The sequence below is a fragment of the Aeromonas sp. 602396 genome, from assembly GCF_049173735.1.
Taxonomy (GTDB): domain Bacteria; phylum Pseudomonadota; class Gammaproteobacteria; order Enterobacterales; family Aeromonadaceae; genus Aeromonas; species Aeromonas veronii_A.
This window is the reverse complement of record NZ_JAAKSD010000003.1, coordinates 14,838-31,033: the sequence shown is the minus strand read 5'-3', so window position 1 is coordinate 31,033 and position 16,196 is coordinate 14,838. Positions and strand designations below refer to the sequence as shown.

General features: G+C 61.6%; 12 protein-coding genes. 4 read left to right on the top strand and 8 right to left on the bottom strand.

Translation table 11 applies throughout. The features are described from left to right. The first annotated feature begins 98 nt into the window (after positions 1-98). A complete protein-coding gene (gene ligA, locus G5229_RS05695) occupies positions 99-2,111 on the top strand; it encodes an NAD-dependent DNA ligase LigA (RefSeq protein WP_421208765.1) in 2,013 nt (670 codons plus the stop codon). Positions 2,112-2,299: 188 nt separating this feature from the next. Here ligA and ygjK read toward each other — a convergent pair whose 3' ends face one another. The 4 genes from ygjK to G5229_RS05675 form a co-directional block, all read right to left on the bottom strand. Next, a complete protein-coding gene (ygjK, locus tag G5229_RS05690) occupies positions 2,300-4,780 on the bottom strand; it encodes an alpha-glucosidase (RefSeq protein WP_421208764.1) in 2,481 nt (826 codons plus the stop codon). A 195-nt stretch (positions 4,781-4,975) separates the two neighbouring features. Further along, complete coding sequence (locus tag G5229_RS05685) at positions 4,976-5,776, bottom strand: helix-turn-helix transcriptional regulator (protein WP_421208763.1); 801 nt, start codon at positions 5,774-5,776, stop codon at positions 4,976-4,978. An 11-nt stretch (positions 5,777-5,787) separates the two neighbouring features. Continuing rightward, on the bottom strand, positions 5,788-6,324 hold the full coding sequence (locus G5229_RS05680) for a YbhB/YbcL family Raf kinase inhibitor-like protein (RefSeq protein WP_069526371.1): 537 nt from the start codon (positions 6,322-6,324) through the stop codon (positions 5,788-5,790). Positions 6,325-6,521: 197 nt separating this feature from the next. Beyond that, on the bottom strand, positions 6,522-7,778 hold the full coding sequence (locus G5229_RS05675) for an adenylosuccinate synthetase (RefSeq protein WP_005347796.1): 1,257 nt from the start codon (positions 7,776-7,778) through the stop codon (positions 6,522-6,524). 170 nt (positions 7,779-7,948) lie between these two features. On the opposite strand from G5229_RS05675, the gene G5229_RS05670 reads away from it, so the two are divergent. Continuing rightward, positions 7,949-8,863, top strand: coding sequence for a LysR family transcriptional regulator (locus G5229_RS05670; RefSeq protein WP_042658174.1), 915 nt, complete (start codon positions 7,949-7,951; stop codon positions 8,861-8,863). Positions 8,864-8,987: 124 nt separating this feature from the next. Here the strand turns inward: G5229_RS05670 and G5229_RS05665 are convergent, their stop codons facing one another. Next, complete coding sequence (locus G5229_RS05665) at positions 8,988-10,433, bottom strand: TAXI family TRAP transporter solute-binding subunit (protein WP_421208762.1); 1,446 nt, start codon at positions 10,431-10,433, stop codon at positions 8,988-8,990. Positions 10,434-10,514: 81 nt separating this feature from the next. Then, complete coding sequence (locus G5229_RS05660; protein ID WP_368177546.1) at positions 10,515-11,660, bottom strand: MalY/PatB family protein; 1,146 nt, start codon at positions 11,658-11,660, stop codon at positions 10,515-10,517. Positions 11,661-11,841: 181 nt separating this feature from the next. On the opposite strand from G5229_RS05660, the gene G5229_RS05655 reads away from it, so the two are divergent. Beyond that, complete coding sequence (locus tag G5229_RS05655) at positions 11,842-13,014, top strand: MFS transporter (RefSeq protein WP_181223005.1); 1,173 nt, start codon at positions 11,842-11,844, stop codon at positions 13,012-13,014. A 14-nt stretch (positions 13,015-13,028) separates the two neighbouring features. Here G5229_RS05655 and G5229_RS05650 read toward each other — a convergent pair whose 3' ends face one another. Next, positions 13,029-13,943, bottom strand: coding sequence for a LysR family transcriptional regulator (locus G5229_RS05650; RefSeq protein ID WP_216953095.1), 915 nt, complete (start codon positions 13,941-13,943; stop codon positions 13,029-13,031). A gap of 132 nt (positions 13,944-14,075) precedes the next feature. Continuing rightward, positions 14,076-14,831 carry a YciK family oxidoreductase gene (locus G5229_RS05645; protein ID WP_040069067.1) on the bottom strand — a complete coding sequence of 252 codons (756 nt, stop codon included), beginning with the start codon at positions 14,829-14,831 and terminating at the stop codon, positions 14,076-14,078. 222 nt (positions 14,832-15,053) lie between these two features. Here G5229_RS05645 and sohB point away from each other — a divergent pair, with 222 nt between their 5' ends. Then, complete coding sequence (sohB, locus tag G5229_RS05640) at positions 15,054-16,061, top strand: protease SohB (protein ID WP_005347779.1); 1,008 nt, start codon at positions 15,054-15,056, stop codon at positions 16,059-16,061. Positions 16,062-16,196 lie beyond the last annotated feature (135 nt).

Here is a 16,196-nt window from a genome sequence, read left to right as displayed (position 1 = left end):
ACGCCATGCGGGTCGAGTGAAGAAAAAGTGCGGTACCCAGGTACCGCATTTTTGTTTCTACCCCGACCGTATGTTCAATCACACTTCGAGACTTTTTCATGAGCGACACCCTCTCCCGCCACCGTCAATTGTGTGAACTGCTTACCGAATATGGTCACCAGTACTATGTGCTGGATAACCCTACAGTGCCGGATGCCGAATACGACCGTCTGATGCGCGAATTGATCGCGCTGGAGGCTGACCACCCCGAGCTGAAAACCCCGACTTCGCCGAGTGTGCGGGTCGGCGGTCAGCCGCTGACCGCCTTCAAACAGGTGCGCCACGAGATCCCCATGCTGAGTCTGGATAACGTCTTTAGCAGCGAAGAGTTGCTGGCGTTCGAACAACGGATGAGCGATCGCCTCAAGCGTGACGTGCGTTTCACCTTCTGCTGCGAGCCCAAGCTCGATGGTCTGGCGGTGAGCCTGCTCTATGTAAATGGTCAGCTGGTGCAGGCGGCCACCCGGGGTGATGGCGCCACCGGTGAGGAGATCACCGAGAACGTGCGCACCATCAAGGCCATTCCGCTCGCGCTGCGTGGCACTGGCTGGCCAGAGCGGCTGGAAGTGCGTGGCGAAGTCTTTATGCCCAAGGCCGGTTTTGAGGCGATGAACGCCAAGGCGCTGGCCGCAGGCGAGAAGGTGTTCGTCAACCCGCGCAACGCCGCCGCCGGCAGCCTGCGTCAGCTCGATTCACGTATCACCGCCAGCCGTCCCCTGAGCTTTTACGCTTACGGTGTCGGTGTTGGCGGCGAGCAACTGGGCGACTCCCACTTTGGCCGTCTCACCCAGCTCAAGGAGTGGGGGCTGCCGCTCAGTCCCGAGGTGAAGCTCAAAGAGGGGGCAGCCGGTTGTCAGGCGTTCCACGACGACATTCTGGCCCGCCGTGGCGAGCTCCCTTACGAGATCGACGGCGTGGTCTACAAGGTGGATGCTATCGCTCTGCAAGAGGAGCTGGGCTTTGTGGCCCGCGCCCCGCGCTGGGCGACCGCCCACAAGTTCCCGGCGCAGGAGGAGATGACAGAGCTTGAGAACGTCGAGTTTCAGGTTGGTCGCACCGGCGCCGTGACGCCGGTGGCCAAGCTTAAACCGGTGTTTGTTGGCGGCGTCACCGTCTCCAATGCCACTTTGCACAATGCCGACGAGATCGAGCGCCTTGGCGTGATGGTCGGCGATACCGTGATCGTGCGCCGGGCAGGGGACGTGATCCCGCAGATCGTGGCAGTGGTGGAGGCACAGCGCCCTGTTGATGCGCGTGAAATTCTCTTCCCGACCGAGTGCCCGGTGTGTGGTTCGGCAGTGGAGCGGCTGGAAGGGGAAGCGGTTGCCCGCTGCTCCGGTGGCCTGTTCTGCGAGGCGCAGCGCAAGGAGGCGATCAAGCACTTCGCCGCCCGTCGCGCCATGGATGTGGACGGCCTTGGCGACAAGATTGTCGAGCAGCTGGTGGACAAGGGGCTGGTGAAGACCCCCGCCGATCTCTTCAGCCTCAATGCCATCCAGCTGGCCGGTCTTGAGCGGATGGGGCAAAAATCGGCCCTCAATCTGGTGGCTGCTATCGATGCTGCGCGCAGTACCACCCTGCCGCGCTTCCTGTTTGCCCTGGGGATCCGTGAAGTGGGGGAGGCGACTGCGCTCAACCTTGCCAACCACTTCCTCACCCTGGATGCCCTGCGCGCGGCCTCGGTGGAGCAACTGCTCGAAGTGGCCGATGTGGGTGATGTGGTGGCCAAGCATGTCTACTACTTCCTGCGTCAGCCCCACAACGTGGAGGTGCTGGAAGCCTTGCTGGCTGCCGGCATCCACTGGCCGGCCATCGAGAAGAAAGAGGCCGCGGAGCAACCCTTTGCCGGCAAGACCTTCGTGCTGACCGGCACCCTGACCACCTTGTCGCGCAACGACGCCAAGGCGGCATTGCAGGCGCTGGGGGCCAAGGTGGCGGGTTCGGTATCTGCCAAGACCGATGTGCTGGTCGCGGGGGAGGCGGCAGGTTCCAAGCTGGCCAAGGCACAGGAGCTTGGCATTACCATCTGGAGCGAAGAGGAGTTGCAGCAGGCGCTGCAAGGTCAGAGCTGAGTTCGTCTCTCTGATAAAAAAATAACCCGGCATTCGTGCCGGGTTGTTTTTTATTCCCCCGCTATCACCATTTTTTGCGGGGGAGCAGCAAGCGCCTGAGCAATATTTCCCGAGTGCTCAGTTTGCTCAATCAGTATGGCAACACTCTACAAGGCCACCTGATGCATCAAGCCATCCTCTCTCGAGGCTTATTCCTGTGGCTTGAGGAAGTTGCGATAGAGCATGTAGAGGTGGGCCGAGCTCCAGCTGAAGTTGCTGGCTCCCTGCATGGCGCCGGTCTCCGGATTGTAGTTTTCGCGGATGGGGCCGCTGCCCGCCAAGCCCTCGGCGTTGTTGAACAGCTTGTTGACCAGAGCCTCGGCATCGCTGCGATAGCCGTAGTTCTCCAGCCCCTTCACCCCGAAGTAGAACTGATCGAGCCATACCCGGCCTCGCCAGTAGATATTGGGGTCGTAGGCCGGGTTGGTCAGCGCGGCGGTGCCCAGCGGGATCCTAGTGTTGAACTCCTGGGCGTTGAGCATCACCTCGCGCACCCGCGCCGCTTTCTCCTTGTCGGCGACCTCAGCCCAGAGCGGGCTCCACCCTTCCGGGCCACGGCCGCGGGCGGTCAGCAATTTGCCGACGCAGCCGTTGCCGTCAGCAACATCCCCCTGAGCAATCTGGCGATCGTAATAGAAGCCTGATGCCTCATCGAACATGCAGCTGTTGATGTAACCAGCCAGCTGGGTCGCGCCATCGCGGTAGCGGCTCGCGTCGTCCGGCTTGTCAAGCAGGTCGGCCATGTCTGCCAGAATGCGTTTCTCCTTGGCCAGGAAGGCGTTGAGCTCCACTGACTCCTGATCGATGGAGAAGCCGATCAAATCGCCATTGTCCTGATGGTTTTCAAAGAAGGCGACGTTCCAGTCCTGACGTGCCTTGGCCAAATCTCCGCCATAAGTCTTGTCGGCATAGCGTTGCAGCTGGCCCGGTTCGATAAAGCCGAAGCGGGCGGCGTTGTCCATGCCGGACTCCCAACCGGCGCCGTGCTGGGCACCGATATCCATGTCGCTGTAACCGCCCACGTTCAACACCTGTTGATAGAGCGGCATACCGGCGCAGGCATACCAGCCATCCCCCTCACTGGTACAGCTTGAGAGATCCAGCCCGGCGGGAATACCGTTGGAGTACTGCACCTTGAAGGTGATATTGCCGTACTCGTCATTGTGCTCCACATGCTTGGTGGCGCCATATTCGATGATGCCGTTGCGGTTGTTGTCCCGCGCGCGGTACCACCAGTCGTGGTAGGCCTGCAGCTTGGGATACATCTCGGCGATAAAGGCCTTGTCCTTGGTAGCGTTGTAGATTTCCCAGATGGCCCAGGCGGAGAGGGGCGGCTTGGTGTCGCGCTCGTTCCAGTTGCCGCCATCGCCACCGCGATCCGCCAGCTTGTTGTAGAAGACGGCATCGATCACCATGCCCGCATCCTGCGGTCGCACCGGATCATCCGGCTGCACCTGATAGTCATACATGGCGCGCACGTTGTTCTTGGCCACCTCAGGGTTGAAGTGCGCCATGGCATAGGCGTGCTTCCAGCTATCCCAGGCCCAGACGCCGTCGAACCAGCGGGCGGTATTGGAGGGGGTTACCCCGTCGTGGAGGATGGCGCCAGCCGGGGAGCGCCAGTTGCCATTGAGGGTCTCCATCGCCTTGACGGCGATGCGACGCTCCGACTCGGGGATCCCCTGATTGGAGAGACCCTTGGCAAGGTAGCCCTCCCAGCGGCGGATGGAGTCGGCAAAATAGCTGGCCGGGTCAGCCAGCAGGGCCTGACGGCTCTGTTGATGGCGGCTGGCGTCATCTGCGGAGTGGAGATAGCTCTGCAGGGTGTAGATATCCTGGCTCCCCTTGGCGGCCAGGGTAATGCTGGCGTCACTTTGGTAGCCCAGTGTCTTCTGGTCGAGGGTGGTGCGGCTTGGCAGGGTGCGGTCGATGCGATAGCGGGCGCTGCCGCTCTGCATGATGTTCCAAGTGCTGCGCAGTTTGCCGAACTGGAATTCGATTCCTTTGTCGCTCTCGCTGATGGTGCGAGTCCAGCCTGGATATTTGCTGGCAATCGTATCCTTGGCATCCCATTGATTGAGCAACTCGCCCTGCCAGTTGAGGTTGAGGGTGAGCGGTGCATCGGTCTGGTTGATGAGTCGGGTGCGGATAAGGGCGGTGCGGGCATCGCCATAACGCAGCTCCAGCTCCAGCGTAAAGGGCTCGAACTCGAAGCGTTGCACCAGTGCGCCCGGAATCGCGTACACCTCCTGCTTGCGGGCGCTGGTGAGCGGGAACGGGCGGCCGCTCGCATCGCTGAGGGTGAGCTTGTCCAGCTCGCTGGCAAAGAAGAGGCTGTACTCCTCGGAGATGACCATGGGGCCGGTAAAGCCCCCCCACTCCTTGTCGCTGGCAGGCAGCAGGAAACCGTGCCATGCCCCCAGATCGAGCAGCGGGTTGTATTTGAGGTTGGAGTAGCTGTCAAAGTCGCGGAATTGGGTCGGTGTTCCCCGACGGTCGATAACGTCCTTGTACTGGATGGCCTGCTCCGGTTTGGCGACTGTGCTGCTCTCAGTCTGGTTATCGTTGCAGGCGGTCAGTCCGAACAGGGCGGTGCCGAGGGCTACCGAGAGTAAAGTTTTACGAAACATTTCTCGCTCCAATTCCGTTTATGTAGGTTAAAAGGAAGATTTTTTACGCTTATTTTTAGTGAAAAGGTGTTCGGTAGCCATTGTATGGCAAGGGAAAAGGGAGCGCTGGCGCGAGATCACACTCTGAAGAGGTGGCAATGTGAGCGGGATCACCGGGTTACATCAGGTTACACAGAATTGGTTTTAAGTAATATTTTACTTGCCGTTGCTCGCCAATCTGGCAGGGCAAGTGTGCAGGTATTGGTGGGGCGTCAGGCCAAACTCCTGTTTGAAGCGGGCGGCAAAGCGGCTGGGGGAGTCATAACCGCAGGCGAGGGCTACCTCCAGCGGGGTCAGGCCCTGTTGCAACAGGTTGAGGGCGTGGCTCATGCGTACCTGAGCCAGCAACTGGCGAAAACTGCGACCTTCGACGGCCAGCTTGCGCACCATGGAGGCGCGGCTCATGGAGAAGTGGGGGGCCACCGCCTCCAGGGTGTGAGCGATGCCGGGTTCGACCGCCAGGTAGCGTGCCAGCCGCTCTGCGAGGGTCATGGTGCTGGCGGGAAAGAGCAACCCGAGGGCGTTGGCGGCCCGCAGCTCGGCATAGAAGCCGCGCAGCAGTTCGGCCTGTGTTGCTTCGCTCAGTCCCCGTTCGGCCATGGTGCTGATGAGTTCAAAGCAGAAGGCGAGCCCGGGGGTGACCTTGACGGTGGGTTCCTCCAGATCGGCGTGGTAAGGGGCTGACTCGGCCAGCCATTCTGGTGGCGGCGGAGTGAGCAGCGTGATGGCGTGGGAGCGAAACTTGCCCTGCTCCGGCTGATTGACGAAGGTGAGCTGGTGGCCTGCCGGGATCAGCAGCCAGCGCTCCCTGTCAAACGACAGACGCCGCTCGCGCCACCACAGTTGCTTGCTCCCCTGGGTGACCCAGATGAGGGTTGGGGCGTAGATGAGCACCCGGTGCAGGGGCTGCTGGCGGATCCCGAGATAGTGGCTCTGTTGCAGCAGGGAAGTGCTCATCCGGTTGGCTCCTAGGGGGTGACGAAGGTGGCGGTCAGGGTGGCTTTGCCGAGCGCCATGCTGTTGAGCATGTAGCCTACCATAGCGGGCGGGGTATCAGCCTTCACCTCGAGATCATGGGGCAGGGCCCAGGCGGTGAACTGATAGCGGTGCATGCCGTGACCAGCGGGCGGGCAGGGGCCGCCGTAACCCTGGCTGCCAAAGTCGGTGCGGATCTCCAATCCCTGCTTGAGCTTGCCGGAGGCATTGCTGGCCAGTTCGCTCTGGGTGGCAGGCAGGTTAACCACCAGCCAGTGCCACCAACCGCTGCCGGTAGGGGCATCGGGGTCATAGGCGGTGATGGCAACACTCTTGGTGCCTGCCGGCAGATCCTGCCAGCTAAGTTGGGGCGAGTGGTTGTCGCCGCTACAGCCAAAGCCGTTGAAGCTGAACTGTTTGGCCATCAGCTGGCCTTCGTGAATATCCGTGCTCTTCAGGGTCATGGCAAAGGCTGGCATGGCCGTCAGGCAGAGCAGTGGCAACAGGGCACTCTGTTTGAGCAATTTCATCGGGTGACTCCTCGTGTGGTAACGGGTTCACTTTAACGAGGGCAGGGTAGAATGTTATTGCATAACTGCTCAATGTGAGGTCGATTGGTGAGTTAATTGAGCCTTTTGGTGGTTTTATGGCAAGAAGGTAAACGGCAGCCATAAAAAAAACCGGCATCAGGGATGCCGGTTTTTTGTTTGACGATGAGAAATGCGGCTTAGCGCAGGATCATCTCGTCACGGCCCGGGCCGACGGAAACCATCGGAACTGGTACGCCGAGCAGCTCTTCGATACGCAGCACGTACTGCTGGGCAGCGCGCGGCAGCTCTTCGAAGGTGCGGCAACCGGTGATGTCTTCGCTCCAGCTTTCCATCTGCTCGTAAACCGGCTTCAGGGCTGCAGTTTGCGGCCAAATCGGGTTCTCGGTGTGGGCACCTTCGTAGGCCACGCAGATCTTCAGATCCGGCAGGCCGGTCAGGCAGTCCAGCTTGGTCAGTGCCACTTCGGTGGCGGCTTGCAGCTCGACACCGTTCTTGGTGGCGACGGCATCGAAGTAACCGACATCACGGGGACGGCCAGTGGTGGCGCCGAACTCGTTGGTGATCTTGCGGAACTCGTCCTGGTTCTCCATGGCGGTCAGCAGGGTGCCGGTACCGACAGAGGAGCTGAATGCCTTGGCCACAGCGATGACGCGCTCCGGGCGCAGACCCGGCAGACCGCCACCGATACCGGCGTAGGCGCCAGATACGTGGGAGGAGGTCACCCAGGGGTATTCGCCGTAGATCAGGTCACGGCCAGCGCCCAGCTGCGCTTCGAACAGCAGGGTCTTGCCTTCGGCCTGCAGCGCTTTGAGCGGCATGCTGACGTTGCACACTGCGTCGATCCAGGGTGCAGAGACTTCCAGCAGCCAGTCGGCCATCTCCTGGGCAGTCTGGGTGAATTCGAAGGAGGGGTAGATAGCCTTCATCTGCGGCAGTTTCCAGTCCAGCATGAACTGGATGCGCTCGACCAGCACGTCCGGCTGTTTCAGCCAGCCGACCAGGATCGCTTTCTTCATCACGCGATCGCCGTAGGCAGGAGCGATGCCCTGACGGGTGGAGCCATAGGCGCCGTCACCCAGACGTTGCTCTTCCAGGGTATCTTCGAGTGCGTGCAGCGGCAGGCAGAGGGTTGCGCGGTCAGAGATGGCCAGCTTCGGAGTCACGCCGGAGGCTTTGACTTCCTCGAGCTCGACGGTCAGTTTCTCGGGGCTGATCACCATGCCCGGGCCGAGGACAACCAGGCAATCCGGGTTGAATACGCCACTCGGAACCTGGTGCAGCTTGAAGGTGCCAAGGTCGTTGACCACGGTGTGGCCAGCGTTGTTGCCGCCCTGGAAGCGAATGCTGGCGCCAGCTTGACCTGCCAGATAATCCACGATGCGGCCTTTGCCTTCATCACCCCAGTTAGCACCTACGACTACGATAGACGACATGACTCTTTCTCCTAAGACGTTAGGCGTCCATCCTAGGAGCCTGATGCGGATTAGAAAAATTAATTATCTTTATAATTCCGATAAGAGAACCATATAATTATGGCCAATTAAGCGGCAAACCGTCCGATTTTGCCTGGCAAGCCCCGCGCATCGCGGGTTGAGGGACTCTTATGCTGGATATTCACTGGCTGCAAACCTTTGTCACCCTGGCCCGATTACAACATTTTGGCCAGACCGCCACCGAGCTGCACATGACCCAGCCCAATGTCAGCCTGCATATCAAGCGGCTGGAGCAGGCGACCCGGGTGCGGCTGATCGAGCGCAGCCCGTTTCGCCTGACGCAGGCGGGGGAGCGGCTGCTGCAAAGCGCCGAGCGCACCATTGCCGAGTTGCAGCTCTGCCAGTCCGATCTCAATGCCCTCAACCAGCTGAGTCAGGGGACGCTGGCCATCGCCGCCAGCGACATCATCTCCCGCCTGCTGCTGATCCAGCCGTTCCAGCGCTTCAAGCGGGAGTTCCCCGGCATCGACCTTACCCTGTTCAACACCACTTCGGATCAGGCCGCCGAGCTGGTCAAGGCGGGCAAGGCGGATCTGGGTTTTGTCATGGCGCAAAAGCGCAGCGAGCCGCTCTTCTATACCGAGCTGCAACAGGTGACCTGGTGCGCGCTGGGGCACGGCCTTGCCCGCTGGCAGGCGCGGGCGGTGGCGGGGGAGAGCGACCCCCTCGACGAGCCGACCCTGATCCTGCTCGGTCACGACACCCGCACCCGGGCGCTGATCGACCCGTCCCTGCCGCTGCTGGCGCTCCCCCCTTGCCGCATCATGGAGGTGGGCAGCGTGGACGCCCAGCTCGATTGGGCCGAGGCGGGCTTTGGTGTCGCCATCGTGCCGGACTTCTCCCTGCATCCGCGCCTCAACCTCACCGCGCCGGTCACCAGCCTCGGCGACTTTCCCGGTACCAGTCTGGGCTACGTGGTGCGCCAGAATCAGGTGTTGTCGCGGGCCATCAAGCAGTTGCTGCACTGGGTGGAGGAGGAGATCCAGAAGCCCAATCCCTATCTGACCCGGGTGATAGAGCCGTAGCGGGGCGGCAAGGTGAGCAGGCCTATCGGGGAGACTGTGCCGCTCTCAATTGCGTCACTATCGAACGCGCGTAAACAATCAGGGCAGCCTCGGCTGCCCTGATGCATTTGTGGGAGCTGACCATTCAGGGTTGCAGCGGTGTGGCTGCGCTGGTGGCAGGGGAGGGAAGTATATCGGTTTTATCCTGCGGTGGGGTTTCGCCACTCACCGCGCTGCTGGCCGGCTCGGCTGCCTGCTCTTGCGGCGCAGTTGCCGCCGAGGCGCTCTGTGGCAACTGAGTCGACACGGCAGCCGATGGTGATGGAACCGTTGACACTGCAGAAGAGGCCGAAGGGGCCCCGCTCTCACCCTCGGAGGCTGGCGCAGTGAGCTCAGAGGTGACCTCGAGCGCCTCTTCGGGCAAGGGATTAACCTCTGTGGCTTCTGTGGCTTCTGTGGCTTCTGTGGCCACTGTGGCACTGCTGGTGGTGGTCGCGTCAGAGGGCGCTTCAAGGGGCGCAGTTGTCCCGTTGGCGGCACTCACCTGCTCTGCCGTTGGTGCCGCCTCCGAGGCCGATGGCGCTGGTGTTAACGGCTCCGGCGTCAGCTGTTCCGCGGTTAACTGCTCGGGGGTCAGTGACAAGGGAGCTGGCGGTTGATCCGACATCCCAGCATGGAGGGGCAGCTCGGTTTGCGCCTGCAACTGCTCGGGGGTCACCTTGCTCAGGGCAGGATGCAGCCGACTGAACTGTTTGACTCGGGCCAGCAGGGTATCGCGCACGGTACGGACGATGGGGTCCGGCAGGCTGGCCAGCGCCACCAGTTCGGCACTCATCCCGATGTTGTTGATGGCGGTGGTCTGCCCCGGATAGAGGTTGGCGGCGATGCGGCTGCGCTGGTAGTAGGGGTGTTGCTTGAGCAGCCTGTCGATCTGCTCCCCTTCGATGGGGATGAGGCGCACCTTGCAGCGGCTGATCAGATCGCCGACCGCCAGACTGGGGTGACCGGCAACCACAAACGCGGCATCCAGCGAGCCATCGCACAGCCCTTCCAGCGGTTCGCTGTCCGATTTGAGCTGATAGGCAGCAAACTGCCCGGGTTGCCATCCCATGGCCGCCATCAGGGCCTGGCTGGTGATCTGCTCACCGGCGCCCTTGTTGCCGGGATAGACCCGCTTCCCTTCGATATCTGCCAGGGTGGTGATGCCGCTATTGGGGGCAGCCAGCAGGGTCAGCGACTCCTGATAGAGGCGAAACAGGCTGCGCAGCTCATTGTTGGCCCCCTGCCCGCTGAAGGGGCCGGTGCCGTGCAGGGCGTGGTGCAACACATCGGACTGCACCAGCGCCAGCTGTACGTCCCCCTTGTCGAGTGCCTTGAGGTTGGCCATCGAGCCACGGGTGCTCTGCACGGTGCAGCTGTCCCCATGCAGGGCATGGCCGGCATTGAGCACCCGGCAGATGGCGCCACCGGTCGGGTAGTAGACCCCGTTGAGCGGGCCCGTTCCGATAGTCAGCGCCTGGCTGCCAAAGGGGAGCAGCGCAGAGAGTGCACAGAGGGGGAGCAGAAGGTGATGCAAGATCCGTAGAGACATAATTGACCGTTGACTGAGTTGACCGCTGGCTGATGACACAGGGGAAAAGGGATGGGGCTTGCCCATCCCGTTGCTGGCTGATCAGGGCTTGTTGTGGTTGAGGATTGCCCGCTCCATCCGCGCCAGTGCGTCGGTCAGTCGTGTCCTGGTGCAGCCGAAGTTGAGCCGCACAAACTGACCATCGCCAAACTGGGCGCCGGGGGAGAGACCAACGCCGGCCTGCTCGAAGAAGGCGATGGGATCGGCAAGGCCAAGGCCGCTCACATCAATCCAGGCCAGATACGTCGCCTGATGGTTGGCCAGCTTGACGCCGGGCCAGCGGGCAACCGCCTGCTGGATCAGGTCCAGATTGGCCGCCAGATAGTCGAGTTGCTCGGTCAGCCACTGTTCGCCACCCTCATAGGCCGCTTCGGCGGCGACAAAGCCCAGCAGATTGACGTCGGCGCTGATGCCGCGCATCGCCTGTTGCAGCCTGAAGCGCAGACGGGCGTTGGGGATAATGGCGAAGGAGCAACAGAGACCAGCGATATTGAAGGTCTTGCTCGGGGCCATCATCACCGCGCAGCGCTCGGCTGCTTGTGCACTGATGGCGCCGTAGGGAATGTGGCGGGCATTCTTATCCAGCAGCAGATCGCAGTGGATTTCATCGGAGCAGATCACCAGATTGTGGCGCGCAGCGATGGCATCGATGGCCAGCAGCTCGTCACGGGTGAAGATGGTGCCGCCCGGGTTGTGGGGATTGCAGAGCAGCAGGAGATCTGCGGCGGGGGCCTGACGCTCCAGCTCTTCAAGATCCAGCACCCAGCGACCGGCTTCTTCAATCATCGGCACGGTGAGCAGGGGACGATCATTGAAGCCCGGCGCCTGCAGGAAGGGGTAGTAGACCGGCTTGGGAGTGATGATACCGCGGCCATGCTGGCTCCACGCCTTGCAGGCTAGGTTGAGCCCCGGCACCACGCCCGGCAGGAATACCAGCCATTCGGGCTCGATGGCCCAGCCATAGCGGGTCGCCATCCGTTCGATAATGAGTTCGATCAGGCGCGGCGAGGGGCGTGAATAGCCGAAAATGCCGTGGGCAACCCGTTTGGTCAACGCCTCAATCACGGACGGGGGGGAGACAAAGTCGGTATCGGCAACCCACATGGGCAGCACATCCTGACCCTTGTACTTGTCCCATTTCAGGCTCATGGTGCCACTGCGGTCTACTTCCTGATCAAAATCAAACATGCGAACTCCTTGTGCTGGCAGGATGGGCTTTCACTCTACGGGGTCGCGGCCTCCCTCGCAAGGCGCACACCTGCTTATGCATCCTTGAGCCCGCTCTTGATAGTGACATAAGATAGGCGCCGAATTTTCATACGGCTGCCGCTCGTTAGCCCGTATCGTCCCTCCAATCAGTGGTAAACCTATGAGCTTGTCGATAGCGGCGGTCAAACGCCCTGACCCCGTCTCTCTTTCATTTCTTGCCGTGACCTTTATGACCGGCGTCGCGGTGGCACTGCAGGTGCCTACCTTAAGTCTGTTTCTGGCCGAGGAGGTGCAGGTGCGCCCCTTTCTGGTCGGGCTCTTCTATACCATCAATGCTGTGGTGGGCATTCTGGTCAGCCAGTGGCTGGGCCACCGCTCCGACAACAAGGGGGATCGCAAGCGACTGATCCTGCGCTGCTGTTTTGCCGGAGTGGCGCTCTCCTTGCTGTTTGCCTGGAACCGCAACTACTGGCTGCTGGCGAGTCTGGGGGTGATGCTGGCGGCGCTGGCGGCCACGGCCAGTCCCCAGCTGTTTGCGCTGGCGCGGGAGTACTCCGACAGCCGCAACCGGCGGGCTGACATGTTCAGCTCGGTGATGCGGGCCCAGTTTTCGCTGGCCTGGGTCATAGGTCCGCCCATCGCCTTCGCGCTGGCCATCGGCTACGGTTTCGAGCTGATGTACCTGGCCTCGGCACTGGCCTACCTGCTCTGTGCGCTGGTGGTGTGGCGCTGGCTGCCCTCTCTGCCACTGCCCAAGCTGGCTGAAGAGATCGAGCGGGTCAGCAGCTGGCGGGATCCGGCGGTGCGGGCACTCTTTATCGCCTCCACCCTGATGTGGACCTGCAACAGCATGTACCTCATCAATATGCCGCTCTACATCACTCGCGAGCTCGGGATGGATGAGAAGCTTGCCGGTATCCTGATGGGCACGGCAGCGGCGCTGGAGATCCCCTTCATGCTGCTGGCGGGTTACTACACGGCGCGCTTTGGCAAGCGCCCCATGATGTTGCTGGCGGTGCTGGCTGGCGCGGCCTTTTACACAGGTCTGGTGACCCTCACCGATCAATACGCCCTGATCGCTTTGCAGCTGTTCAACGCCATCTTCATCGGTATCGTGGCGGGGATCGGCATGTCCTATTTTCAGGATCTGATGCCGGGGCGGGCCGGGGTGGCGACCACCCTGTTTGCCAACAGCATCCGCACCGGCTCCATCATGGCAGGGGCCATCGCCGGTGTGGTGGCGGAGGTGTGGAGTTTCCACGGGGTCTTTATGGTGGCGCTGGGATTGGCACTGGTGGCACTGGCCGCCAGCTGGCGGGTGCCCAACGTCTGACGGGGGGCTGGCTGTTATTTGTCGTGCCGGGGCTGGGCGTGCGGGAGAGGCGATGATTCGCCCTGATATTCGTTGCGCAGGCAGCGCAGCAGCAGCTCGGTCGCTGGGCCGAGGGATTCGGGGGAGAGGGTCAGCAGGTAGGTGTAGAGGTGGCGCTCGTTGCCGCTCTCCAGATCCAGCTGTATGAGCGAACCTTCCGCCAGCTCCCGCTCTACCAGATGGCGCGGCAGCCAGGCATAGCCGAGGCCGAGGCTCAGCATGGCGAGCACTTCGTGGTAGTGGGTCGCCTTCCAGCCGGTGTCATCTGCATCGTTCCAGTCCACCGAGCGGTGAATGGGGGGATGAAGGCTGATCTGGTTGTGGCTGGTCAGCACATCGCTGCGGATGGGCCCCTCCTCCTGTGCCAGCGGATGGCTGGCGGCGCAGAGAGGCAGCAGGCACACCTCGTCCAGCAGCAGACCGGTGCGATCGCCGGGCAGGTGCTCGGAGAGCATCAGATCCCCCGGTTGCAAGGCGTTGAAGTGGCAGTGAATGCGTTCGTGCAGGTTGACCCGGCAACCCCGGCTGCGGGGGTAGAAGCTGGCTAGCGCCCGATAGAGGCGAGCCCTTGGCTGCAGCGCCGAGACATAGAGGTTGATCTGCGGCTCCCACTGCCGCTCCAGGTTGTTGGCCAGATTCTCCAGCTCTTCCACCTGCTGGCTCAACTGACGGGCCCGCTTGAGGAAGATCTCGCCCGCTGGGGTCAGCACCGCCTTGCGGCCGCGCACCTCCAGCAAGGGCACCCCCAGACTCTGCTGCAACTTTGCAACCGCATGATTGAGGGAGGACTGGCTCTTGTTCAGCGCCTCGGCCGCCTGGGCGTAGCCGCCGCAGTCGACCACCGCCTGAAAGATCCGCCATTGCTCAAACGTGCTCTTGGGACGAAACATAGTTCAACCTGATTGGAGATAGGATGGTCAGTGGTTCGAACAGGGTGCCTGTGCCCCCTATTCAATTTAACCCCTGCCGCACAACACTCTGGGTATTTTATTGATTTATTTGGGCTGGGCCACGCAACTTGTTTATTTTGGCTGAGCCACAAAGGTCTGGCCGGTTTTGCCGCGGCTGTCCGACCCCATTAGGTAGAGGTAGAGCGGCATCAGGTCGGCCGGAGTCTTGAGGTTCATGGGATCTTCCGCCGGGAAGGCGCTGGCGCGCATCTTGGTGCGGGTGCCGCCCGGATTGAGGGTATTGACCCGCACACCGGTGTTCTCAAGCTCGTCGGCCAGCACTTCCATCATCCCCTCGATGGCAAATTTGGAGATGGCATAGGTGCCCCAGTAGGCGCGCCCCTTGCGTCCCACGCTGGAGGAGGTGTAGACGATGGAGGCATCGCCCTGCGTCTTGGCAGTCTGGCGCAGCAGCGGCAGCAGCGCCTGGGTCAGCAGGAATTCCGATTTGACGTTGACCTGCATCACCTCGTCCCACTCCTTCTCCTGAATGTGTTCAAACGGAGAGAGGGTGCCAAGCAGACCGGCGTTGAACAGCACGCCGTCGAGGCGGCCAAACTGCTGGGCGAAGGTTTCGGCCATGCCGCGGTAGTGGGCGGCGGTGGCCCCTTTCAGATCCACCGGCACGATGGCGGGCAGCGGATAACCGGCCGCTTCAATCTGGTCATACACGGCTTCGAGTTTGGCGCTGGTGCGGCCGAGCAGGATCACGGTGGCACCGTGAGCGGCGTAGGTGAGGGCGGCTTCGCGGCCGATCCCGTCGCCGGCACCGGTGACCAGAATGACTTTATCCTTGAGCAGATCGCGGGGTGCCTGATAATCGAGCATGACAACTCCTGTTAACAAATTCCGGCCATAAGTGCATGGCAATCGGCGCCAAGTGTACTGATCCGCGCGCCTGTTTGACCAGCCAGCGGCAAGAAAAATGTGAAGAAAATAGAGAGGTTGTGATGCTCAGGTTGGTTTTTCCGGGCACTGGCTGCGATTTTTTGCGCGCATTCACCAAACTCCCTAGAATGTGACGAAAACCGATCCATTCTGGAGTCCATCGTGACATTTCTGACCGAATATGGCCTGTTTTTGGCCAAGACAGTGACCTTCCTGCTGGCCATCGGCGCCATCATCCTGATGATTGTGAGCACTCGTCAGCCGAAAGCGCGCAAGGGTGAGCTGGTGGTGACCGATCTTTCGAGCGAGCTGGAGCAGGGGCAATTTGCCCTCAAGAGCGCGCTTGCCAGCAAGGCCGAGCGCAAGGTGATGGAAAAGCAGCAGAAAGAGGAGCAGAAGAAGCGCGCCAAGGCGGGGGATGAGCGCAGTCGCCTGTTTGTGCTCGATTTCAACGGCAGCATGGATGCCAAAGAGGTGGCCTCCCTGCGCGAAGAGGTGAGCGCGGTGATTGGCGTCGCCCAGCCCGGCGACGAAGTGCTGCTGCGACTCGAATCCGGTGGCGGCGTGGTGCATGGCTATGGCTTGGCCGCTTCCCAGTTGCAGCGGTTGCGCGATCGTGACATCAAGCTCACCGTGGCTATCGACAAGGTGGCGGCGAGTGGCGGCTACATGATGGCCTGCGTGGCGGACAAGATCCTGGCTGCCCCCTTTGCCATCGTCGGCTCCATCGGGGTGATCGCCCAGATGCCGAACTTCAACAAGTTGTTGAAAAAGCACGATATCGAATTCGAGATGCACACCGCCGGTCAGTACAAGCGCACCATCACCATGTTTGGCGAGAACGACGATCTGGGGCGCGAGAAGTTTCGCGAGGAGCTGGCGGCGATCCACGAGCGCTTCAAGGCCTTTGTGGCCGAACACCGCCCGCAACTCGATATCGATCAGGTCACGACCGGTGAACACTGGCTGGCGAGTCAGGCCAAGGGGCTGGGATTGGTGGATACCCTCTGCACCAGTGATGACTATCTGCTGGCGCAGGCCAGCCACCACAAGGTGATCGGCATCAGCTATCGCAAGCCTAAAAGTCTGACCCAGAAGCTGGGACAGCAGGGCGCTCAAGCGCTGGAAGCCGGACTGGGGCGGCTGTGGCAGCAGAGCCCCTGGCGCTAGCTCGAGGGAAATCCCGTGATAAAAGGCCAGCCGATGCCCATCGGCTGGCCTTTTTGCATCCGGTTGCACCTTGCTGGTGAGCGAGGGTTGTTTCTATTGAGGCCCTCTGTTACAACTGAATGCTTTCCCCGTTTA